Annotated in this window: 22 protein-coding genes; 2 read left to right on the forward strand and 20 right to left on the reverse strand. The window is 47.6% G+C overall.

The genetic code is table 11. The annotated features are described in order from the left end of the window. Positions 1 to 17 precede the first annotated feature (17 nt). The 9 genes from AC6I2O_RS08435 to AC6I2O_RS08475 form a co-directional block, all read right to left on the reverse strand. A complete protein-coding gene (locus tag AC6I2O_RS08435; protein ID WP_497742395.1) occupies positions 18 to 2,318 on the reverse strand; it encodes a hydratase in 2,301 nt (766 codons plus the stop codon). A gap of 153 nt (positions 2,319 to 2,471) precedes the next feature. After that, positions 2,472 to 3,764 (reverse strand): UDP-N-acetylglucosamine 1-carboxyvinyltransferase, encoded by a 1,293-nt coding sequence (gene murA, locus AC6I2O_RS08440; RefSeq protein WP_120393484.1) that lies wholly within the window; start codon positions 3,762 to 3,764, stop codon positions 2,472 to 2,474. 256 nt (positions 3,765 to 4,020) lie between these two features. Further along, positions 4,021 to 4,587, reverse strand: a complete 567-nt coding sequence (locus tag AC6I2O_RS08445; protein ID WP_120393483.1) for a flavin reductase family protein — start codon at positions 4,585 to 4,587, stop codon at positions 4,021 to 4,023. 17 nt (positions 4,588 to 4,604) lie between these two features. Further along, positions 4,605 to 6,320: a putative manganese-dependent inorganic diphosphatase gene (locus AC6I2O_RS08450; RefSeq protein WP_497742396.1), complete on the reverse strand. Its 1,716-nt coding sequence runs from the start codon at positions 6,318 to 6,320 to the stop codon at positions 4,605 to 4,607. 42 nt (positions 6,321 to 6,362) lie between these two features. Next, entirely contained in the window at positions 6,363 to 7,685 is a 1,323-nt protein-coding gene (locus AC6I2O_RS08455) for a pyrimidine-nucleoside phosphorylase (protein WP_120393481.1), read from the reverse strand. Positions 7,686 to 7,741: 56 nt separating this feature from the next. Then, positions 7,742 to 8,164 (reverse strand): cytidine deaminase, encoded by a 423-nt coding sequence (cdd, locus tag AC6I2O_RS08460; protein ID WP_120393480.1) that lies wholly within the window; start codon positions 8,162 to 8,164, stop codon positions 7,742 to 7,744. A 15-nt stretch (positions 8,165 to 8,179) separates the two neighbouring features. After that, the gene (gene deoD / locus AC6I2O_RS08465; RefSeq protein WP_120393479.1) at positions 8,180 to 8,893 is read right to left on the reverse strand and encodes a purine-nucleoside phosphorylase; all 714 of its coding nucleotides are present in this window, start codon (positions 8,891 to 8,893) and stop codon (positions 8,180 to 8,182) included. 361 nt (positions 8,894 to 9,254) lie between these two features. Beyond that, positions 9,255 to 9,521 carry a hypothetical protein gene (locus tag AC6I2O_RS08470; protein ID WP_497742397.1) on the reverse strand — a complete coding sequence of 89 codons (267 nt, stop codon included), beginning with the start codon at positions 9,519 to 9,521 and terminating at the stop codon, positions 9,255 to 9,257. Between the two features lie 61 nt (positions 9,522 to 9,582). Further along, positions 9,583 to 10,857 carry a serine hydrolase gene (locus AC6I2O_RS08475; protein ID WP_497742398.1) on the reverse strand — a complete coding sequence of 425 codons (1,275 nt, stop codon included), beginning with the start codon at positions 10,855 to 10,857 and terminating at the stop codon, positions 9,583 to 9,585. A gap of 182 nt (positions 10,858 to 11,039) precedes the next feature. Between AC6I2O_RS08475 and AC6I2O_RS08480 the strand changes: the two genes are divergently transcribed. Then, positions 11,040 to 11,579, forward strand: coding sequence for a cob(I)yrinic acid a,c-diamide adenosyltransferase (locus AC6I2O_RS08480; protein ID WP_497742399.1), 540 nt, complete (start codon positions 11,040 to 11,042; stop codon positions 11,577 to 11,579). 37 nt (positions 11,580 to 11,616) lie between these two features. Here AC6I2O_RS08480 and AC6I2O_RS08485 read toward each other — a convergent pair whose 3' ends face one another. The 5 genes from AC6I2O_RS08485 to AC6I2O_RS08505 all read right to left on the reverse strand — a co-directional run bounded on the left by AC6I2O_RS08485 (position 11,617) and on the right by AC6I2O_RS08505 (position 18,142). Continuing rightward, positions 11,617 to 13,704 carry an LTA synthase family protein gene (locus AC6I2O_RS08485; protein WP_497742400.1) on the reverse strand — a complete coding sequence of 696 codons (2,088 nt, stop codon included), beginning with the start codon at positions 13,702 to 13,704 and terminating at the stop codon, positions 11,617 to 11,619. Beyond that, a complete protein-coding gene (locus tag AC6I2O_RS08490; RefSeq protein WP_497742401.1) occupies positions 13,692 to 14,651 on the reverse strand; it encodes a D-2-hydroxyacid dehydrogenase in 960 nt (319 codons plus the stop codon). Before AC6I2O_RS08490 ends, AC6I2O_RS08485 begins: the two co-directional genes overlap by 13 nt. Positions 14,652 to 14,797: 146 nt before the next feature. Beyond that, a complete protein-coding gene (locus AC6I2O_RS08495; RefSeq protein WP_497742402.1) occupies positions 14,798 to 16,147 on the reverse strand; it encodes a glucose-6-phosphate isomerase in 1,350 nt (449 codons plus the stop codon). A 209-nt stretch (positions 16,148 to 16,356) separates the two neighbouring features. Beyond that, complete coding sequence (locus AC6I2O_RS08500) at positions 16,357 to 17,184, reverse strand: hypothetical protein (RefSeq protein ID WP_497742403.1); 828 nt, start codon at positions 17,182 to 17,184, stop codon at positions 16,357 to 16,359. A 262-nt stretch (positions 17,185 to 17,446) separates the two neighbouring features. After that, positions 17,447 to 18,142 (reverse strand): 5'-methylthioadenosine/adenosylhomocysteine nucleosidase, encoded by a 696-nt coding sequence (locus tag AC6I2O_RS08505; RefSeq protein WP_120393533.1) that lies wholly within the window; start codon positions 18,140 to 18,142, stop codon positions 17,447 to 17,449. Between the two features lie 304 nt (positions 18,143 to 18,446). Between AC6I2O_RS08505 and AC6I2O_RS08510 the strand changes: the two genes are divergently transcribed. After that, complete coding sequence (locus tag AC6I2O_RS08510; protein WP_120393471.1) at positions 18,447 to 18,695, forward strand: TIGR03905 family TSCPD domain-containing protein; 249 nt, start codon at positions 18,447 to 18,449, stop codon at positions 18,693 to 18,695. Positions 18,696 to 18,820: 125 nt separating this feature from the next. Here AC6I2O_RS08510 and AC6I2O_RS08515 read toward each other — a convergent pair whose 3' ends face one another. The 6 genes from AC6I2O_RS08515 to AC6I2O_RS08540 all read right to left on the reverse strand — a co-directional run bounded on the left by AC6I2O_RS08515 (position 18,821) and on the right by AC6I2O_RS08540 (position 24,043). After that, positions 18,821 to 20,023 (reverse strand): transglutaminase domain-containing protein, encoded by a 1,203-nt coding sequence (locus AC6I2O_RS08515; RefSeq protein WP_120393470.1) that lies wholly within the window; start codon positions 20,021 to 20,023, stop codon positions 18,821 to 18,823. A gap of 30 nt (positions 20,024 to 20,053) precedes the next feature. Further along, positions 20,054 to 21,661 (reverse strand): MBL fold metallo-hydrolase RNA specificity domain-containing protein, encoded by a 1,608-nt coding sequence (locus AC6I2O_RS08520; protein WP_120393469.1) that lies wholly within the window; start codon positions 21,659 to 21,661, stop codon positions 20,054 to 20,056. A 141-nt stretch (positions 21,662 to 21,802) separates the two neighbouring features. Continuing rightward, on the reverse strand, positions 21,803 to 22,741 hold the full coding sequence (locus tag AC6I2O_RS08525) for a hypothetical protein (protein ID WP_497742404.1): 939 nt from the start codon (positions 22,739 to 22,741) through the stop codon (positions 21,803 to 21,805). A 178-nt stretch (positions 22,742 to 22,919) separates the two neighbouring features. Further along, positions 22,920 to 23,171 (reverse strand): hypothetical protein, encoded by a 252-nt coding sequence (locus AC6I2O_RS08530; protein WP_300700616.1) that lies wholly within the window; start codon positions 23,169 to 23,171, stop codon positions 22,920 to 22,922. A gap of 4 nt (positions 23,172 to 23,175) precedes the next feature. Then, entirely contained in the window at positions 23,176 to 23,754 is a 579-nt protein-coding gene (locus tag AC6I2O_RS08535; RefSeq protein ID WP_279115348.1) for a hypothetical protein, read from the reverse strand. Next, positions 23,744 to 24,043 (reverse strand): hypothetical protein, encoded by a 300-nt coding sequence (locus tag AC6I2O_RS08540; RefSeq protein WP_279115345.1) that lies wholly within the window; start codon positions 24,041 to 24,043, stop codon positions 23,744 to 23,746. The genes AC6I2O_RS08535 and AC6I2O_RS08540 overlap by 11 nt, the downstream gene beginning before the upstream one ends.

The following is a 24,043-nucleotide window of genomic DNA, read 5'->3' on the forward strand; positions in this document are numbered from 1 at the left end:
TCACCCGTCCTCCTTTTTTATTTCACTTTATTAAAATTAATCAGGCATCCATCCAGGATAATCTGACGCTCATCGTCCGTCATTTCTCCAAGCTGAAGTGTAAACTCCTTCAGGCCATCCTCCATTACCACAAAAGCCGGAATCGTGGTCGCCTTGTCCATAATTGCACTCCGAATATTCGGAATAAACAAATAGTCTTTATTCTTAAACGGCAGCGCGCCTTCTTCAATCAAAAACGGCAACATACCCCAATTGATCAGGTTGGAACGGTAACGCTTCGTTGCGTAGCTGTTGGCGATATTCGCCCATCCGCCAAGCACTTTCTGGCAGGAAGCTGCCTGCTCTCTTGCAGAACCATCACCTGGTTTGACTGCGAAGATTGTACTTCCGATACCGGTATTTTTGCCGCAAGTCTTTGCAAATTCCGGTACCTTCTTGATCGTTTTCATAATGTCACAAAGCTCCGGAAGAGCTTTTCCCATGCACTCGCCCGCTTCACGTGCTTTCTCTGCCTTCTGCACTTCCTTTGCCAGACCAACGTATGCCGGGTCCTTTCTCGAAAGGGTAAACTCTGCCAGGCCAAGCGGATTCGAGCGGTACGATGAAGTTTCTCCGGACGGAATCAATTCATCCGTTGTCGTCACCGGATCATGAATCTCAGAAACCACTTTCAGAACCAGATTCTCAGGAAGCTCGCACATTACCGGCCAGTCCTTGATATTCGGACCGAATTTGATCTCCACGGAAGGATCTGCTGTGCCCTTGCTGTCAAACACACGGTTTTCGTAAATGCTGCTGTCAAAGAAGTACTTTGGCTTTCCATATGTCACATCAATATCCGTAGCTGCTGTCAGATAACCGCCGTTTGCTGCCGTAGCTGCAATGGAACGCGCATCCATCAGAGCAACGGAAGCGATCTGTCCGCTCTGCAGCTTCGAGCCCTCGCGGTTCGGGAAGTTTCTCGTAGAGTGGCGAATACTGAACGCGTTATTTGCAGGCGTATCACCGGCTCCGAAACACGGACCACAGAATGCCGTCTTCACGACAGCTCCGCTCTGAATCAGGTCAGCCAGCCGTCCATTTTTGGCCAACTCCATATAAATCGGCGTACTTGCCGGGTATACGCTTAAGGTAAACTCATCACAGCCGATGAATTTTCCTTTCAGGATATCCGCTGCGTCACAGATATTTTCAAAACCGCCGCCTGCACAGCCTGCAATGATTCCCTGATCAACATACAGACGCCCGTTTCTCACCTTGTTTTTGAGTGTAAAATCAACCGCGCCGTCCAAGCTGACTGCCGCGCGTTTCTCAACATCATCGAGAATGTCCATGAGATTTGCATTCAGCTCTTCGATGGTGTAGGTGTTGCTCGGATGGAACGGCATTGCGATCATCGGTCGGATCTTGCTCAGATCTATCTCCACCATACCATCATAATATGCCACCTCACCCGGATTCAGCTCCTTGTACGCTTCTTTTCTGCCGTGAATCTCATAGAATTCCTGAATCTTTTCATCCGTCTTCCAGATAGAGGACAGACACGTAGTCTCTGTGGTCATAACATCCACGCCGATTCGGAAGTCTGCGCTTAAGTTTGCAACGCCCGGTCCCACAAATTCCATAATTTTATTGTTTACATAACCGTTTGCAAATACCGCGCCAATAATCGCAAGCGCCACATCCTGCGGGCCCACGCCTGGAACCGGTTTCCCGGTCAGATAAATGCCGATCACTCCCGGCATATTGATATCGTACGTCTGGCCAAGCAGCTGTTTAACAAGCTCCGGGCCTCCCTCACCCATGGCCATGGTGCCCAGTGCACCGTACCGCGTATGAGAATCTGAACCAAGAATCATACTTCCGCCGCCTGCAAGCATCTCGCGGGCATACTGATGAATAACGGCCTGATGCGGCGGCACATAGACACCGCCATATTTCTTTGCACAGGAAAGACCAAACATGTGGTCATCCTCGTTAATCGTACCTCCGACCGCACAAAGAGAATTGTGACAGTTTGTCAGCACATACGGCACTGGGAACTTTTCCAGCCCTGATGCGCGCGCTGTCTGAATAATGCCGACAAATGTAATATCATGCGATGTCAGTTTGTCAAATTTAATCCTCAGTTTTTCCATATTGCCTGAGGTATTATGTTCATTTAAAATAGACCAGGCGATCGTCTGCTTTGCCGCTTCCTGTTTTGCCGGCACGTGATCTCCCATCTTGCTTTTTAAAACTGCCGATGCATCCGGTCCGTCTTCCAGAATCTCCGCACCATGCAAAAGATACACTCCATTTTCATACAACTTGATCATTTCATTTCCTCCTGCTTATTTCACTAATGAAAACAGTACTGCCGCGCAGGCATTGCCCAGCAGACAGATTCTGCCTTTTACACGTAAGGGGACGTCGGAAAATGCATCGAAGTATCTGCTTCCCACGCATTTTGCGATATCCCCTTTGACCTGCTACACAATTCTCAGAAGAAACTTCTGAGCTTCCTTTTCACTGTTTATCCTTTCGATCTCTGCTCCCAGACCGCGGAGCTTTTCCTCGAAACATTCATAACCGCGCTGGATATAGATAATATCGTCAACCGTCGAAACACCCTCTGCCGCAAGCGCTGCAATCACGAGCGCCGCTCCTGCTCTGAGATCCGGAGCACAGACACGGGCAGCGGAAAGCTTTTCCACACCGGTGATGATCGCTGTATTCCCTTCTACACGGACAACAGCTCCCATACGTGCCAGCTCATCCATATATTTAAAACGATTTTCAAAAATACTCTCCGTCACAATGCTCGTGCCCTGTGCAAGTGCAAGCGTCACGCCAATCTGCGGCTGCATATCCGTCGGATAGCCCGGGTACGGCAATGTCTTGACATTCGTGCTGTGCAGTCTCTTGGATGCAACAACGCGAACTGCACTGTCAAACTCCTCCACCTCGCAACCAATCTCAAGGAGCTTTGCTGTCGTGGCCTCCAGATGCTTGGGAATGACATTTTTTACCATGACATCACCCTTTGTCGCAGCGGCTGCAAACATAAAGGTCCCCGCCTCAATCTGATCCGGAATAATCGAGTACTCTGTCTTGTGAAGCTTCTGCACACCGCGGATACGGATAACATCCGTACCTGCACCTTTGATATTGGCTCCCATACTGTTCAGGAAATTCGCAACGTCTACGACATGCGGTTCCCTCGCGCAGTTCTCAATAATCGTATATCCATCCGCCATAGAAGCCGCCATCATGATATTGATCGTCGCCCCCACAGAAACGGTGTCAAGGAAAATATGACTGCCGTGCAGATGATCTGCCTGTGCAATAATAAATCCGTTCCGGATAGAAACCTTGGCGCCAAGCGCCTTAAACCCTTTCAGGTGAAGGTCGATCGGTCTGCTGCCGATGTTACATCCTCCCGGAAGAGGAACCTCCGCCTTTTTGTATTTGCCGAGCAGCGCGCCAATCAGATAATAGGACGCGCGGATTTTTTTGATATATTCATATTCAACGCTGACTTCTCCGACATGCTGGCTGTTCAGCAAAGCTGCATGCCTCGAAATGCGGTCCACCTTCACACCGATACTCTCCATCGCTTCAAGAAGGACGTTGATGTCACGAACATCGGGAAGATTTTCAATCAGTACCGTATCATCCGTCATAATAGCAGCTGCAAGAATACCGAGCGCCGCATTCTTTGCTCCGCCAATTTCCACTTCACCAACCAGCGGATTGCCACCCCTGATAATATACTGTTCCATAGGACACCTCTGTAAGTTTATTTATACCCATACCCTGCGAAAAACAATCCACTTTTTTGCATCGCAGCTCTGCTTTATTCCCCTCACCACAGATCTGCTCTCGCATGAAAACCATAACTCTTTTCATCCAAAAACCGCAGTCTTCCTATAAAAATAAAAAAGTGAATCAGGTTTAGTATACCACAAACTTCCTGTTTGTAAATAAAAATTAACGGTTTGGTCACGTTTTCGTCACTTTTGCCAACTTCGATTGCATCTACTTTTTCTTTCGGACACTGTAACCGAATTTGCCAATCTTTTTGCCGAGACCAAAATATTCTCCGTGTGAATATACCATAAGTCCCGCTTTATTTAGCTGAAATTTCCCCTTTTCATCCAAAAATGCCTCATCCACGTCGACCCCCAGCACCTCTGCCACAAACATATGATGCGAGCCAAGCTCCAGCACCTTATCCACGCGGCATTCAATGTTAACCGGACTTTCCTCGATCAGAGGCGCCGTTACATAAGCTGATTTGCCGGCTGTCAGATGCATCTGTGCAAACTTGTCCACATCCCGCCCGGAACGTACCCCGCAGAAATCTGTCGCACGCGCCAGCTTTTCTGTGGTAAGGTTAATCACAAATTCTCCGGTCTCACGGATGATATCATAAGAATACCGCTCTGGCCTCACGGAAATAGACACCATTGCCGGGGAACTGCAAATCGTTCCGGTCCAGGCCACGGTGATAATATTGGGTTTTTCCTCCGGCCTCTGGCAGCTTACCATCACGGCCGGAAGCGGGTAAAGCATGTTCCCTGCCTTCCAGACTTCTCTGCTCATACATACCTCCTCATCCTTTATAACTGGCTGATTGCCATCATAAACCCAGGAACCAGCTGCTTTTTACGCGAAACCACGCCGGGAAGCTGCACGCATCCATCCGTAACGGTCTGACGAAACGCCACCTGAACCAGCTCATTCGAATCTTTTCCACAGCAGATCAGCTCAGACGATTCTTTTATCACATTGGTCAGCATAAAAAACAGCATGTCCATCGTTCCTTTTTCATACACCTCCCGAATATACGGAATCAATCGCTCCCGGATATGCGCAAGCTCGTCCTGGTTCATGGAGGTAATCTGGCCAATGCCGATATTCAAGTCCCCAAATTCAAACGTCTTAAAATCCTGATAAAGAATTTCCCGATTGGTCTTTGATTTTAAATCACTGCCCGCCGCAAACATTTTCTCTGCATAAGACTCACACACAATTCCTGCAATCTTTTCCAGATCTCTGGCTGCATTCACATCCATGGACGTGCAGGTCGGAGAACGGAACACCAGCGTGTCAGAAATGATTGCGCTGCACAGAAGCCCCGCTATCTGCGGCGGAATCTCCACGTCCTGCTCCCGGAACATCTGATAGACAATCGTCGCCGTACAGCCTACCGGCTGATTCCGGAAATAAACCGGCGCCATGGTTTCCAGAGAACCAAGACGGTGGTGATCAATAATTTCCAGAATCTCCGCATCCAGTACGTTGTCAACTGCCTGAGAAACCTCGTTGTGATCGACCAGAATCAGTCCTCGCTTGTGCACGCCCAGCAAGTTCCGACGTGAGATCATGCCGACGTATTTTCCGGCCCGGTCCTGAATCGGGAAATCACGGTAACGCTTTTTCGACATGATATCCCGGATGGACTCCGTATAGTCCGACAGCCAGAACGTCATGAGATTATCCTTTCGCATAAAAAACTCAACCGGCATACTCTGATTAATCAATCGTGCCACGGCATACGTGTCAAGCGGCGTCACAATGATCGTACAGTTGCGCTCCTGCGCAAGCCGCCTGATCGTCCGTGATACCGGAGAACCAAGGCAGACCACGATACACCCTGCCTGCATTTCAATCGCGCAGAGCTGCGACTCATAGCGATTCCCCAGAACCACCATATCATGCTCTTCAATATAGTTTTCCATGACATCCGGATTCGCCGCGGCAATCACAACCTTGCCTTTCTCAAAATATCCCGTTTCATCACCCACAATCATCTCCGCATCCAGCGTTTCCAGAATGTTCTTGTACGGTGTCCTGGCCACGGACACGATCGCACTGTCATATTCTTCCATGTAGGATCTGGCAATATCATTGATCGTGATAAGGCCACGAAGCTGATTTTCCTCATTCGTAATCGGCAGCGTATAAACATTCTGAGTCGTCATCAGCGCCCATGCATTTTTCAGAGAAATATCACTGCTGACCCCCGGCACCTTTCGGATATCCATATCCTTTACCCGTGTTCCGATATTTTCCAGAAACGCCGGTGTTTCCACCTGAAATCGTTCCAGAACATACTGTGTCTCCGCGCTCACCTGCCCGGCTCTGGCCGGAACGTAAGAATTCACGCTGCACGTCTGATTCTTCAGGTACGCATAAGAGATCGCCGAACAGATGGAATCTGTATCCGGATTCTTGTGCCCGACCACATAGACCGTACGCTTATGCTCAGGCCCCGGCAGCCCTGCGTCATCCTTTTTCGCTTCTATCTCAATCAGTTTTTCTCTGGCCTCCATACTCCCTACCTTTCCTGTAACCAAAATGCAGCGCACAGTACGTCATAGATACTCAATTCCTGCTTCTGTCACACGCGCATAAATCAGCTTTTCCTTTTCCGGCATGGCTGAAGCAATTGTCACAGATTCCAGAAAATGCCTTCCTGCTTTCTCCAGCCGCTCCTCCTGCGAGGTAAACAATTCACCGATGACCTCTCCAGCTGCAACCCTGTCTCCCGTCTTTTTCTTCAGAATCATTCCCGCCTGATAATCAATCGGGCTCTCCTTTGTTTCGCGTCCTGCGCCCAGCATCATAGCGGAAATGCCAATGCCCTCCGTATTCATTCCTGTAATATACCCCGCTGATGCGGCCCTCACTTCCATGAAAAACGGCGCTCTTCCGAACTTTTCCGGATGCCGGATATACGTCTCATCCCCGCCCTGACAGCGCACCATTGCCGCCAGACGTTCCAGCGCTTCCCCGGATGTGATTGCATTTCGGGCAAGTACGAGACATTCTTCCCGTCCCCCTTTTCCTGCCAGAAACAGCATTTCCGCTGCAAGCGCAAGACAGACCTCTGTCAAATCCTGCGGCCCCTTCTGAGAAAGTACCTGTACGGCTTCCTCCACCTCGAGCGAATTACCAATCTGATTTCCAAGCGGAACATCCATATTTGTAATCAGAGCTGCCGTCCTGCGGCCGTTGTGTGTTCCGATCGCCACCATCTTTTCTGCAAGCGCCGCGGATTCCTCCACGGTTTTCATAAAAGCGCCGCTGCCCGTCTTTACATCCAACAAAATACAGTCGCTGCCTGCTGCCAGCTTCTTACTCATCACCGAAGATGCAATCAGCGGAATACTCTCCACCGTAGCGGTAACGTCGCGCAGCGCGTACAGCTTTTTATCCGCAGGCGTCATATTGCCGGACTGCCCTGTAACGGCTAGGCCGGCCTCTTTTACCACTCGAATAAATGCCTCTCTTGTCAGCGACGTCTGTATACCCGGAATCGACTCCATCTTATCAATCGTTCCGCCCGTATGCCCCAGTCCGCGTCCAGACATCTTTGCCACATGACAGCCGCACGCCGCCACAATCGGCGCCACAATCAATGTCGTCTTATCGCCCACACCACCAGTCGAATGCTTATCTGCCTTCACACCCGGGATTTCGGACAAATCCATCCGGTCTCCAGAACATGCCATCGCATCTGTTAAAACAGCGGTCTCCTCGTCCGTCATTCCCTGAAAATATACTGCCATACAAAAAGCCGACATCTGGTAATCCGGAATCTCCCCTTTTGTATAGCGGTCAATCAATGTTCGGATTTCTTCCTCCGAAAGCACGCCGCCGTTTCGCTTTTTCATAATCAAATCATACATCCGCATAGCCATCCTCCTTTTCCCGGTCTGTCCCGGCAAAAAACACATAACGTTTTACAAAATCAGACTTCTTCCAGATGTTCCGGTCCAAAGCTTTCCGGCAGCAAATCTTTCAGCAGAACTATCCGGTAATCCTGCGGGCTCTTCGCCAAAAGAACCTCAAAATGCTCCGGATCGCAAAATTCACGCATCACCTGTCTGCACACGCCGCAGGGCGGACAATAATTCCCCGCCTCGTTTGCCCGGTTCCCGACAATCGCAATCCGCATAAAGCTGCGGGCTCCCTCGGATACTGCCTTGAAAAAAGCGGTCCGTTCCGCACAATTTGTCGGAGAATACGCCGCATTCTCGACATTACACCCAAGGAAGATCTGACCATCTGCCGTTTCCAGCGCCGCGCCTGTTGCAAACCCCGAGTAAGGAGAATACGAACGCTTCTGCGCTTCATAGGCCAGTCTCACCAGCTCTCCTGCCGTCCTTTCCATGCTCCGTCCTCCGATCTAAGCAATTTCCAGTGCAATCCGGACCATATCGCTGAAACTCGACTGACGTTCTGCCGAGGTCGTCTTCTCACCAGTCACCAGATTGTCGGAAACTGTACAGATCGCCAGCGCGTTTTTCCCGCAACGCGCAGCATTCATATAGAGAGCCGCCGCCTCCATCTCAACAGCCAGAACGCCCATCTTCTGCCACAGTTCCGTGGTCCGCGCATTGTCATTGTAAAATACATCGGAAGAGTAGAGATTTCCGACCTTATAATTCACATTACCCTTAGCTTTCAGCGCATTCACTGCCTTTTCGAGCAGCTCATACGATGCAATCGGCGCAAACGTGCCCGGGAGCTGAAACTGTTTTGCATAGTCAGAATCCGTGCAGGCGCCCATACCCAAAACAATATCCCGAATCTTCAGTTCCTGGCTCATTGCTCCTGCCGTACCGATCCGGATAATATTTTCGACATCATAAAAATGAAACAGCTCATAGGAATAAATGCCGATCGCCGGCATTCCCATACCGCTTGCCATAACAGAAACCCGTTTGCCTTTCCACGTACCAGTGTATCCGTTTACGCCGCGGACATTATTTACCAGAACTGCATCCTCCAAAAATGTCTCCGCAATATGCTTCGACCGGAGCGGGTCCCCCGGCATCAAAACCGTCTTTGCAAAATCTCCTGCCTTTGCCTCTATATGTGGTGTTGGTATATGACTCATTCTATGCTCCTCCTGTTTTATATGGTTATTAAATAAAAAAACTAATTTTCTCTCTGAAACTGCCAATTTCTTGACTTATCTGTCAATATCATTTTCGGTAGCGCCGCATTTTATATGTGCATATACGACAATCTTCTTAGTATTTCCTATTTTCTTTTGTACTATTTTCACTAATTATTTATCATTCGTTCATACTTTGTTCACAAATGACTGTTATAGTATAATCAGTTTTTGAGAGATATTCTCAAATCCAATTTGATAAATTTTTTCATAATAGCCTCCGGTGTACCAGACGCCGGGGGCACTCCTCATGTTAGGGACAAACGGCTTTTTTTGCACCCGAATGCCCCCTTTTTATGGATCAGCCCTCTTCGAGCACCTGTATTTCCAGATAATCAAATCCAATCTCTTCAATAAAACTGTCCTGGTAAAATCTGGCCTTGCTGTGTCTTTGAAATTCTGTCACCGTCAAATCCAGCCAGATTGGCTTTCCCAGGTCAAACTCCCGGCAAATTTCCTCAAGCCCGCGAAAAATTTTGTGCGTGCGCGTATCATCGCTCGCCTCTTCGTATACGGTATCACGCTCCAGACGGCTGTCCTTCCAGATTTTTCCCCACAAACGAAACATGGCTCTCCTCCTTATCTTTTCATCATCACACCTTTTATCTGTCCTTTTTATGGTCACACGATCATTCGTTTAAAAACTCATAAACCAGCTCTGATATTGAAACAATTTCGGAAATGGCGGCATTCCCGTCTGACCAGTCGCTTGAGAGAACAACCAGTATGTAATCACAATGCTCAGCATAGACAATCGCCGCATCATTTTCCGTTGTGTCCATCTCTCCTGTCTTGTTTCCGCAGAGCACACCCTCCGGCAGTCCGGCGGGAATTTTATACCGGGTTGTCTGTCCCAGAAGCATATTTTCAATCTCGCTGCTGACCTTGCGATTTACCCAGTTCCGATGATAAATATCCTCCAAAAGCTTTCCGCAATCCTCCGCAGTCACCTGATTGAATTTCTTCTCCTCCAACAGCGTCTCTTCGCTGTTAAAACCATTATACTCAATCGTCAGATCGCTGAATCCGTATTCTGCGATAAAATCATTCACTTCCTGAATCCCGGCTTCATAGCTGGAATTTCCAAGCATATATAAGAGCTGGTTAGAAGAATCATTATCGCTGACTCTGACCATATTGTCCAGAAGCGCTATCACCTCGTCCGTTCGTTCCAGTTCACCTGCTTCCATCGCGCGGTATACAGCCCCCATGATGAACAGTTTCATCACACTGGCAGACTTCATCGGGCGGTCATTCACCGTAAGACTTTCCTGTGTGCTCAGATTTTTTACATAGACTGACCAATCCCCGTCAAATTCTGCAATTCTGTTTTCCAGCATCTTCTGAAGCAGTGAAAAATTTCTTGCCGGATTCTTATCCCCATAATATTCCACAAGTCCATCCGGTCCCGGTATTTTCTGTATCGTCTGCGGCTGAAGCAGATTGTAATACCTGGGCGGATAAACAGGCGGACATTGCTCCAGTACATTAAAATCCACAAGATCGTACAAACGGCTGATCGACGTCGTTTCCTCCAGCTTCCCTTCTGCCTCTTCTTCAAATTCTGAATCGTTCTGTCTGCCACGATCCGGTTCTTCTATCATTTCTCCGGCAGGCAAACCGTTCATTTCCGTTTCTTCGCCAGATGAGTCCTTCCGTCCAGTTGCTTCCACGGACAGGCTCTCCGTTTCAAGCCCTTCCGCACGCAAACGCTCTGTCCCGGATTCCCCGGCTTGTCTTTCCCCCTCCGGCCTGTTTACGTTCCGGCCAAACACCGCCTTTGAACTGTCTGCTATTTCAGATGCATTGAGCGCCAGAGAAGCGCAGACGAATACACACATAAGCGCAATCTCCGGCAGATTTTTACCATAATTTTCTTTTAATCTATTCCACGTATCTTTCATATAGTATCCCCACAATCCTTCAAATCATATGTCCCCACCATAATACCATAAAACCTTTTGTTTCACATCTCTTTTTTCTGTTTTCTTCTCCCTTTTCCCTCCATTTTTGCACTCTGACGGTTGACAGTGCTTCTTTTTATCCTGCATAATAAAAACAGCATATATAAAACGGGGTGAAACAAATGGAAGGAAAAAAACAGACTGGTCTGATTCATATCTACTGCGGTGACGGGAAAGGCAAAACCACTACAGGAATGGGACTGTGCGCCCGGGCTGCCGGATACGGGTACCGTGTTCTGATCTATCAGTTCATGAAGGATAATTCCACCAGCGAACGTCATCTGCTGGAGCTTTCAGAAAATATTACCTTTGTCGACGGTCTTACACAGGAAAAATTCAGTTTTCAGATGTCGCCGGAAGAAAAAGAGCAGCACCGTGCTTTTTATGAGAAACAGTTTCAAATGGTAACACAGAAAGCCAAAGAGGAGCGCTTTGACGTCCTTTTTCTCGACGAAATCATTTATACCATCCGCGCCGGACTTTTTCATGAAACGCTTCTTCTCGATTTTTTGAAAAACAAGCCGCCGCATCTTGAAGTTATCCTGACCGGACAGGGACCGGATCAGGCATTGATTGACGCTGCTGATTACGTATCAGAAATCTGCAAAAAAAAGCATCCTTTTGATCAGGGAATGGCTGCAAGAAAGGGGATCGAGCGCTGACGCCCGGTCCCCTTTTTAATATGCAAAACTGCCACTGCTACTGTGAAAACGAGAAAAGCTCCATGCAGCGCTTGTCCTTCCCGAAAATATAATTGTATTCGAGTATATGGTACTCATTTATCTTTTCAAAATACGGAGACGTCTCATCATCCAGAGCATAAAAATCCCCGTCCGCAGTCCAGTACCCGCCTGCCGTCAGCACTGGAATTTCACTGCTCAGTTCGAGCAGATACTTCTGATAACCTGTCATCGGCAAATCCAAACGCTCTGCCAGAATGCTGTACAGATAATTCAGACTGGTCCGCTCTATTGTCTCTTCCTGGATATCATAGTTGGCCCAGGCGACGAATGGAACTTTATATTTCTCCATCTGTTCTTCGGCCGTCAGCTCCTCTTCTTTTCCAATCAAATACTCATACGTGTTTTCACCCAGATTCGCCTGATGATCGCCGAACATTAAAATCACGGTCGGCGCTTCCTGCCCTGAAAAGTATTCTACCAGATTCTGAAACGCCTTGTCGGACGCTTTGATCAGGTTGGTATGAATCTGTGTACGCGTCTTGTTCACGCCTGGCGTCAGAACCTGAATGGAGGTGTCAAGATTCTTCACGTTTGATTTGACGTAACCTCCGTGATTCTGCACTGTCACATTATAGGAAAGCAACGGCTTGCCCGTGTCGCGGTTCTTTTCATATTCCTCGATAATCCGTTCCACAAGCGTCTGATCTGAAATATATTTCCGGATATAGTACGGATGCGGAAAATCCACCCGCGCATAATACGTGTCAAAGCCAAGCTGCGGATAGACGATATTTCTGCGATAATTTGTCCCACGGTACGGATGCATAGCCAGCGTATGATACCCTGCTGCTTTATACTCCGAAACCAGCGACGGCATCTCGCCCCGCACAAAGAGATGAAATCCGACAGAAGACGGAGGCAAAAATCCCATTGTATTCCCGGTCAGAAATTCATACTCTGAATTTGGCGTATTGCCCCCAAAAATGGATGCGTACGCATTGCCCTTAATCGTATTCTCTGTCAGGCTGCGGATAAACGGCATGCAATCGTCTGACAGTTCAAGCCCCTTTCCGATCTGCGTATAATCGACAAATGACTCATTCATAATCACAATCAGATTTGGCGTCTCATAGTCGGAATTCTCCTCACTCCCGGAAAGATACGGCCTGGCAATCTCATTTACTTTCTGTACCGAATATCCTTCGGGCTTATCGACTGCGAGATAAAAACCGGTGCATAGCGTCGTAAACAGCATATCATATTCTTTATACCGAAGCTGATGTGTGAAGCCCTCTGAGCGGATATCATGCTGTTCCAGAAAATCCGTGCGGCAGCATATATGATAAAATGTCCCTGCCAGCACCAGCCACACGCCAGATACTGCCATTCGTATCTTCCAGGAAAACAAACGGAAACTACGAAGCTTGCAGCTAAGCAGACAGACAGCCACGGTCAGACAAACCTCTGCAAACACATACCAGTCAATCTCATATTCATAGCTCGAAGCCACGGTCAGCGCTGTTTTGAGCGAAAACAGATCTCCGGCAGACAGCGCCATTCCGCGAAAGCCAATCACAAAACAGTTCACAATTCCCAGAACCGCAACTGCCGTCTGTACCACACTCACAGACACCCGGACGCTCCCGGTCAGTACAACAAGGAAAAACACAACGAGGTACAGAAACCAAAACGTAAAAAGCACCGCAATTTTATTCAGTTTTGTAAAATGTATCGAGAATTTTACTGCATTCAGATACAGCAGTGAAAAATAAATGACAAACGGCGATAGAAAAAGCCAGGCAAAGCCGACCCTTCGGTTAATCTCTTCCGGAAGCCGGTTTGGAATCAAAACCACTGCCAGCAAAACAGAAGCTCCCACAATCATGGCATACGTTCTGGCATTTGTAAACAGAGCGCCAAAACCCTTGCCTCCATAATAATCCGGGTGCAGGCAGTACCAGATCAGCAAAAAAACAATGACGCCTGCGCCCAAGAATCTGCCTGCTTTTTGAACTGTACAGCCTGTTTTCGCGTTAGCCGGCGCTTCCTCTGTCCTGGCATCCTGCCCATTCTCGCCCTGCGCGTCTTTCTTTACTTTCGGCATACGTTTCTCTCTTCTCCTTGGATGTATGCGTTCAGGTTCAGCCATACCTCATCCAGCAGTCTTGTCCTTGCCTCCACGGCTGCCCATGCGATATGAGGTGTAATCAGCAGCCGGTCACTCTCTTCCAGCTTACGCAGCGGACAATCCTTATCCATTGGCTCCTGTTCAAGTACATCAAGACCCGCAGCTGCAATTTTTCCTTTGTGAATTGCTTTTGCCAGATCTTTCTCGTCCACAATCGGTCCGCGGGCCACATTAATAAAAATGGCACTTTCTTTCATCTTGCAAAATGCATCATAATCCATCATGTGATGCGTTTTTTCACTCAGAGGCGTATGTACTGAAACAATGTCTGAAGTCTCCAGCAGCGTGTCAAAATCTACCTGTTTGTATTCGGTGTTCTGATTCTTGCCGGACGGTGAACAGTAGATCACGCGGCAGCCAAAGACCTGCGCAATCTGTGCCACACGCTTCCCGATTGCGCCAAGACCGATGATTCCCCATGTTTTTCCTGCCAGCTCACTGAACCGGCGGTCCATATGGCAAAATGACTTACATTTACAGTAATCTCCAGACTTTACATAATCATCATAATAGCGCAGATGCTCCAGGAGATAAAGTACCATCGCAAACGTATGCTGCGCCACGACATCGGTCGAATATCCGGCCACATTCGTCACCATAATGCCGCGCTTCCGTGCATAATCAAAATCTATATTGTTAGTACCCGTCGCTGTTACGCCAATGTATTTTAAAAACTTTGCGTCTTTCAATGTGGATTCATTCATTGGCAGCTTATTCGCAATCACTGCGTCTGCCTGCGCAATACGTTCCGCTACCATTGACACGTCTGTTTTGCCGTAAACTTCCACCTCTCCCAGCTCAAAAAAGCGGTCAAACCGCATATCATCTCCAAGGGTCTCTGCCTCAAGAAAAACTATTCTCATCTGTATCTCCTTTCTGACCTCTGTTCTATTTGGCAACCGCAAAATTCTTTAAAGTAAGAATAAATCAAACCCGGAGGACCAATACAAAGTGAAGGCTTCTACAAAAAAGTCGCCTTTTATTTTGTATCGGTCATCCGGGTCCGGTTTTACAGTCTCTTCAACAGTGCTTCTCTTTCTGCCTCATAGCCCGGCTTTCCAAGAAGCGCAAACATATTCTTTTTATACCCCTCAACGCCCGGCTGGTTGAACGGATTCACGCCCAAAATATAACCGCTCACGCCGCATGCAAACTCGAAGAAATAGAACAGCTCCCCAAGGAAGAACTCGTCCTGTTTCGGAATATTGACCGTCAGATTCGGAACATTGCCGTCCGTATGCGCAAGAATGGTTCCATTCATCGCATTTTTGTTCACAAAATCCATCGTTTTACCTGCCAGATAGTTCAGGCCATCAAGGTCAACCGGCTCTTCGTTGATCGTGATCTCGCACTTTGCTTCTTCCACATTTAAAACTGTCTCGAAGAGGATACGGCTGCCGTCCTGGATAAACTGACCCATAGAATGAAGATCTGTAGTCAAATCTACAGACGCCGGGAAAATTCCCCTCTGGTCTTTTCCTTCACTTTCGCCGTATAACTGCTTCCACCATTCAGAAACATAGTGCAGGCTCGGCTCATAATTTGCCAGGACCTCAATATCCTTGCCTTTTCTGAGCAGAATATTTCTGACTGCTGCATATTTGAGAGCATCATTTTCTGCAAAATCAGCTTCCAGTGCGCGCTTTCTTCCGGACGCTGCGCCCTCCATCAGCTTGTCAATATCCGCTCCGGACACTGCAATCGGAAGCAATCCTACTGCTGTAAGCACAGAAAAACGTCCGCCAACATCATCCGGAACAACAAAGCTTTCGTAGCCCTCCTCTGTTGCGAGGTTTTTCAGTGCTCCCCTTGCTTTGTCAGTTGTCGCATAAATTCTCTTAGCAGCCTCTGCCTTTCCATACTTCTTTTCCAGCATTTCCTTGAAAATACGGAATGCAATGGCAGGCTCTGTCGTGGTACCTGATTTTGAAATGATATTCACAGAGAAATCCCTGTCCCCGATCACATCCATCAGATGCTTCACATACGTGCTGCTGATGCTGTTTCCAACAAAATAGATTTCCGGTGTCTTGCGAATTTCCTTTGACACCATATTGTAAAAGCTGTGGCGCAGGAACTCGATCGCAGCTCTTGCTCCCAGATAGGAACCGCCGATACCAATGACCAAAAGCACTTCACTATCACTTTTGATCTTCTCAGCCGCCTTTTTAATCCTGGCAAATTCCTCTTTGTCATAATCTACCGGAAGGTCAATCCATCCAAGAAAGTCATTGCCTGCTCCCGATCTGGACACCAGCACCTCTTTTGCGTCGGAAGCGATCTTCGCCATCGACGCAACCTCTGCCTCTGAAATAAAGCAGGATGCTTTTGAATAATCAAATGTCACTTTATTGCCCATAACCACATCTCCTATTCGTATTTATTTGTAAATTCAGCCCGGGCAGCAGATGCCCGGCCAAATTCTTTTCTCATTTTATCAGACCTGCCTGTCTTGCGCAAGCCATAATTCCATGATATTCCAGAAGATCTGATTCAAAATCCGCTTGAAAAGCTTCATCTCAGTTTGTCCCCAAAATGAAAACTTTAACCTTCCTGGAATCCATACGTTTAAGAAAGAATCCCTTGCAGCACCTCCCGTAAAATCCGTTCCTGTTCTTTCGGGTCCATTTGCCGCAGCAGCTCCAAATTCTTTTCCCGGTCCCGTTCCGCCGCTGTCTCTTGCATTCCTGCTTTTAAACGGGCCAGGTTCTCTTTCAAATCGCTCTTCTCCTTTTGTGCCCTGGTTTGTGCTGCTGCAGCACGCTCTGCACGGGCACGTTTTTTAGCCTTGCGTCCCGCTGCCACCGGAACAATCGGGGTCACAGTCACGCCTGACATCTTTGTTTCATCGAATGTTTCCATTGCTTCTTCCGGATTCTCGCTGTAATCACGAACTGCACCGCTGTTTTCCAGATAATCAGTAAGTCGGATTTCCAGACATTCTTTCCGGTATCCCGTATCTGCAATTCCATATGCAGCAGCTGTCAGTCCCACTGCCAGAGCACCCATCCAGAAATACAGGTTGCCATTCAAAAGCTGGCCGCTGCCACGCACTACATAGACACTGCCGTATGCCGCGCACAGTAAACTCACAACAAGACAGTACGCTCCAAACCGTTTCCAGCGGTGCAGGCTCATACCCCAGTACCGATACTCGATCAGTGCCTTTTGAATCAGTGCTTGTACATCACCAACTTTTTCATTCAAATGCGAACAATATTGAAACCGTTGTCTTAATTGCTGTAAAAATCTTCCGTTAGCCTCACCAGTATTCTTCGTATCTCTGATCATTCTGTCGTAAATCTGTTTCAGAATCATTTGACTTGCCACGCCTACAATACACGCTGCTCCTAGTACATAAAGTAATAGATTTTGTTCCATGATGAACTTTAACATATGGAATCCCCCTTTTTAATTATCTCTGAGCACTGCAACCCAAAATCTCTCTGATTTCGGACGGACACATTTCGCGTCCACGACGGCGCCTGTCGCCGCAATCGCTCAAGTATCGCCATTATAGCCGGAAAAAATTCATTTGCAAAGCGAAATCGTTCGACAAATTCGCGCCAAAACCGACGATTCTCAAGGGGAAAATAAATCTCCGCCGGACAGAAAAAAAAGAATGAAGTACATCTACTCCATTCCTCTTATATGAAGATTATTTCTGTACCAGTTCTTCCACCAGCCGCATACAATGCTGCGCCGCCTTTCGCTCAAATGTCGGATAATCCTCCGAGGCACTTTCATCGGCCTTATCCGAAATTGCGCGAATCACCACAAAAGGGATCTCATTCAGATACGCCGCCTGTGCAATGGCCGCACCTTCCATCTCCGTACATAACCCATGGAACAATCCGCTGATGCGTTCCTTAACTGCCTTATCTGCCACAAACTGATCTCCACTTACCACGCGTCCGCAGAATACCGAAATATCCGGGTTCACCTCACGGCACACCTTTTCTGCCAGGGCCGACAATGCTTCATCTGCTGCAAAAGAAAACACATCCATCTGCGGAATCTGTCCCGGTTCATAACCAAAATTCACCGCATCCACATCATGCTGTACCAAATCCGTGGAAATCACGATATCCCCGATATCAATGCGCGCATCCAGCGATCCTGCAATCCCTGTGTTGATCACCGCCTCCACCTGAAATTCATCAATCAGAATCTGTGTACAGATCGCCGCATTCACTTTGCCAATGCCGCTTCGCACCACTACCACCGGACAACCATGCAAAAGGCCCTCGCAGAACTCCATGCCTGCTTTTTGAACCTCACGCTGAATCTCCATACTCTTTTTCAGTCCCTCTACCTCAATCTCCATTGCGCCGATAATTCCTGTTTTTCTCATATGCATCACCTGTACCTTCCTTATATAATATATTATATCGGATTATAGCCATTTGCTATAATATTTCCTCATCTTCGTACTGTATCAGTTTCCGGCTCATTTGTCACGAACTGTTTCCATACCGAACTTTGGTTTCTCTGTCTCGTCCTCACAACTTTTTCAAAAAACTTATTTCTATATTTGTATAAAATAAGAAGAAATTTCTATTGATTCTGTTATGAAAAAACGATATACTTGCTGAAAACAGGGAACGTAGCTTGTTCCGTATTTACTGCATTTTTAATAAACACAGGAGGATCATTTCATGACAGTATACAAAACACGCGGCGTCTGCTCACAGGAAATCCACTTTGAGCTGGATGGAGATACAATCAAACACGTAGAATTTATCGGTGGATGCTCCGGCAATACCCAGGGCGTTGCCCGGCTTACAGAAGGCATGACCGTACCGGAAGCCATCTCCCGTCTCGAAGGAATACGCTGCGGCGTACGCCCCACATCCTGCCCGGATCAGCTTGCAAAAGCTCTGAAGCAGGCTCTCGAAGAAAAATAATATCGCTCTTTGCATGATTCATAAAATAAAGCTGCCGCACCGGGAAAATACCGCTAAGGATGCTGTTTCTTTTTGGAAACACCATATCCAGTATTTTTTCTGTGCGGCAGCTTTTTTTAACAGCCCTACCAGTAAATTGTTATCAGATAAAAATTATCATCTGTATGGTAACGATAATTCCAGGTATTTACGCCGTTTATTTCCATCAAGTACTGGCCCGGATCATCCAGCAGATTTCCTTCAAACAACTCATACCGCGCCGAATCATACGCCTCCTGGCTGCCAAATTTCATAACAATACTGCTCTCTGCGTTCCAGACAGAATTCATCAACGCATCATACACCGTATTATAATCATAATTCTCATAATACCTGCCATTGCGTTTATAATAATTATACGCATCCGAAGTGCAGGGCGGAAGCTCGATCGAATCTCCTGGCTCATGCGTCTTAAACAAATCATATTCCGTACAGCACAGATAATTATAATTTTTCGTCTGTCCCGCATCCAGGCCATCCATCTGATTCGCAAAAACCGGGTCTCCCCAGGTTACATCAACATAATAATACAAATCGTCAATTCGTACCATATTCCAGCCATGGTCCCCGCCGTTTTTCGTCCGTCCCGTAACATAAGTACAAAACAGCCCCATTCGATGCAATATGTACTGAAATGCTTTGGAGTACCCGGCACAAACAGAAGTATAATACAGAAGCGCGCTTTGAATACTCTGAGAGTCTGCACTCTGTGAACTGTATTCCACCGTATCAATCAGATACTCATATACATATTTTATCTTTTCATACGTGGATGCCTCGGGAGGAATCTGACTGATGCACGCATCCGCAGCCGCTTCCAGCTTTTCGCGCATGGATTGGCGCGCCTCGACCGGTACAATAATCTCCAGTTTGTAGGAGACCACATCGCCGGTAATGCCCGACTGCTGCACCTGCGCACTGCTTCCAATCCAGAAAATCTCCGGATGGTCTGCCAGCATCCCATAATACACCCTCCAGAAATCATCTACTCCGATCTTTGACAGAAAATCTCCGGAATCCTCGTTCTTCATTACATGCACATAAATTTCCCGGTACGCTTCATGCAGCTCCTCCGGAAGGTGGTCATAATAGTATTCCTCCACCCCGGTTACAATGCCGCTCTCGATCGCCGCATGATCCCAACCTTCCTCACCTGATCCGGAAAATTCATATTTCACACGTTTCACCACACCGCAGCCCGAAAGCGAAAGGCTCCCCACTGCTATCAGCACAAAAGCCGCAATCCCTATAAAAATACGGCAGATATTCCTGCCTTTTCTGACCTGCATTCTTTCTGCTTCCTTTCCTTGGTACAACACTCACCGCTGCCACTTATCACACAAATCGTGTATTTCCCTGGTAAATTTTTCGAGATCGCGATTTGCCCCGCCTTCATTTTGCCGAATGACACCAATCAGTCTCTGTCCTGCAGCCAGCAATCTGGCAAACGTCTTTGTCACCTTCGCTGCCGCAGTCACCCCGGGCTTCGCTTTCACACGAACCGGCTCCGGCTCTCTGATCATTCTGCCAAGCGCCAGATCAAACTCTGTTCCCGAATAAGGGCAATATGCGTCGAGCCCCAGCTCATCCTGCAATCTGTTCCTGAAAATCTCACATACCGTATCTTCGCCGTGTACAACAAATACCTTCGCCGGCTTTTTTTCAAAAGAAGAGATCCACTTGATCAGCCCCTGATTGTCTGCATGACCACTGATTCCAGGCAAGCGGCAGATCTCTGCCTTTACCTCAATCTCTTCGCCAAATAGCCGAACCTCTTTTGCACCTTCCAGCAATGCACGCCCCAGCGTGCCGACTGCCTGATAGCCGACAAAAAGAATCGTAGACTCCGGTCTCCAAAGATTGTGCTTCAAATGATGCTTAATTCGGCCCGCATCACACATGCCGCTGGCTGAAAGAATCACTTTCGGCTTAAAATCTTCATTAATACGCCGGGAGTCATCACTTGTGACAGAGGTTTTCAATCCTGTAAAACCAATCGGATTGATACCCTGCTGCAAAAGCGCTCTGGCTTCCTCATCAAAATCACTCCACATATGCTCCCGAAAAATCCCGGTCGCTTCATTCGCAAGCGGACTGTCCACCCATACTTCAAAATCATCATGATTCTGAACCAGCTTTTTCTCCTTAATATGGCGGATAAAATACAGCAGCTCCTGCGTACGACCCACTGCAAACGACGGAACCACAACATTTCCGCCCCGGTCAAAGGTCCGCTGAATGACATTCGCCAAAGCCTGCGCATAATCCGCCGGTTTCTCATGGCTTCTGTCACCATACGTTGATTCCATAATCACATAATCTGCGTCCCCAGGGTACTCCGGGTCCCGAATCAACGGCTGATCTGTGTTCCCGATATCGCCGGAGAACACCAGCTTTTTCTCTGTTTCCTTCTCTCGAAGCCAAACCTCAATGGATGCAGACCCAAGCAAATGCCCCGCATCAACAAACCGGACCCGCATCCCTTCTGCAATTATCACTTCTCTTTGATATTCACACCGCACAAAACAGGACAGCACACCAACGGCATCATCCATATCATACAGCGGCTTTATCTCCTCCCGCCCAGCCCTTTTTCCTTTGCGGTTTTTCCATTCTGCTTCAAACATCTGAATGTGCGCGCTGTCCCGCAGCATAATTTCACACAAATCTGCAGTAGCAGCTGTCGCAAAAACCTGTCCGTGAAACCCTTCTTTATAAAGAAGCGGAAGCTTTCCTGAATGATCCATATGCGCATGCGTCAACAACACCATATCTATGTCTGATGGCTTAACCGGAAGCGGCATATTTTCATACGTGTCTGGTCCCTGCTCCATCCCGCAGTCAATCAAAACCCGCTTCCCACAGGCCTCCAGCAAAAAACAACTACCCGTTACCTCATGTGTTGCGCCCAAAAATATAAGTTTCATATCCGCGCCCCTTTTCTATTGGATTCTGTCCTATCTATTTTATCACTGAACCGGAAATTTCACCACAGAATTTTTGAGCCGGGTGCTTCTCCGTTTGAATCATATTCTTATCCTTCCTCTTTTTACTTTCCCCTTTACTCCTTATTCTTCCGTATATTTCAAAAATCCGGAACAGCACAGTCCCCGGCCTTCCTGCAAAACAACCACCCGGTTCCTCATACTGTCTCTGCACAACTTCCCAATTGTTGCATCATCCAGTGTTTCCCCTGATCCGATAAAATATCTTCTTTCGTTTTCTCTGTCATAAAAATCTGTAACTTCCCGTTTCTCAGCTGCCAAACCTTCTATCTGACTGTACCATCTGCCAATTCCCTTTGTAAGGCCCCAAAACCGAATATCCCGGAACTGCTCCTGTACAACAGACCCCGGTTCTGTACAGTCACCACCATCCAGATGATCCGGAAGCAGCATCACCGAAAGCTGCTCCAAAATATTCTGTCCGTCTGCTTTGCATCGACACACGTCATACTCCCGGTGCAACGTACAGCCATACGTACAGCCGTATCCATCCAAATCCCGTTCCACACAACACCGATTGCTTCTATTTATTTCTTTTACATGTACCACACAGTCTTCATATATATATCCGTCCTTTGCGGGTCCATGCGCGAACAGGACAGAGCCGCTGTAATCTTCTATATAAAAACGCCATCCCACAGCCTCCATACAATATTTCTTCTCTCTGTACGGAGTATGTGAACCCAGACCAATCACCTGCTCTGCATGAAATACGTTCCCATTTTCTTCCGGTATCACCAAAGTTTTAATCCGGGCGCCTTGCAGGAATGCCGCCAGTCCCGGTTCCCCAGACATCTCAGCCTGATCCAGAACAAGTAAATCAATGCATTCTGGGCACAAAAAAAGCGTGTGCTCAGCTTTCATTTGCTCCACATGCCCTCTAACTTTTTTCAAATATAAAAACGTAAAACGTTCATCTCTTACGCTATCCTTCAATTCCCCCAAATGCATATAGTATCCACCAGCTTCACCGAACAACAGCCGGAAATATTTCATCTTCATCACAGGCTCCCCCATCTCGTTTTGATACTGCCCTCCGGCGGGACTCCCCGCCGAAGATTGCAAAATGCAAACAGCATCCGAATATATAGAATGTTATTGTATTATGGAATCATAGAATCCCGTATTTAAGCCGTTTATCCATCAAAATGTAGGAATAATCACGGAATAAACGACATTTCTACACCCTTAAATACTTGATTTTACCCTTAACTGCATTTCCGGCTTTATCCTGTACATTCCCTCCGGATGAGTCCGAAATATCCTCTTCCAAAAAGAACTCTGCCGGACAGCCGGATAACATAGTTCCGACAATAATTCTACCATCTGCCCCATGTGCTTTGCAACCTTTAAGCAAAGTTTTCTCGGTAACAGTATCCCCAGTCAGGTCGATCAACGTCCTGTTTCCATAGATTACTTTATTCACAGACATTCAATCACCCCGCAATCGTTACCGTAGTACCTCCCGCAGAATTGGAACTTTCCACATAAGGAATTGCATCAACCGTGATCTGTGACAAATAGTTATACCCGGAATCCGGCAAAATGGTCTGCTGCTCTGTCGAGGGAGAAACTGTCTTGCTCTGGGATTTCACATCCTCCGTACCAGTCATAGACCCCTCTACATCCAAAATCGTAACGCCGCTCCTGATGTTACTTGGGATGAGCTTCGCTCGCTCCGTCTGATCAATCCCGACGGTGCCGGAACCATCGTGATATCCGATGGGAACCGTGTACGATTCATCTCTTGTGCTGATAACCCCGGCAACAGCCCCATGATTCAGCATAGATCCGGTAACTTGCTTCCCTCTGGCATAAGCTGTCTTCCCCTTCAGAATTTCCGCAGCATTGACAGTTGCGTCCGTAGAATCCACATCAAACGAACAAGTACCGACAATAGGCTCCCCGGCTTTATCATGGGCTGTTTCTCCGGCAAGAAGCTTTTCCGGCGTCACGGAATCGCCAGTAAGGTCTATCAGAGTTTTTCCTCCATAAACTACTTTATTATAACCCATTTCCCATATCCTTTCCGATGTATGCTGTCACTCCGTCCGACTCATTACTAACTTCGTAGAACGGCACTTCTCTAACAACTACATCTTCTTTCAGTACCCGGTTGCTGGTAGGGAGAACCTGTTGCTCAAACGCCTTCGGAACAACTTGGTACTCCCCACTATAAACATCATACTCCCTGGTAACAGATACTCTTCCATTCAGTCCACCGGCGCATGACAGTTTACCAGACAAAGACGCTTCTGCTGATACGGAACCAGACAAGGTCTCCAATGCTTGAATGTTCCCCAT

The sequence above is a fragment of the Blautia sp. St.27G3 genome, assembly GCF_059728505.1.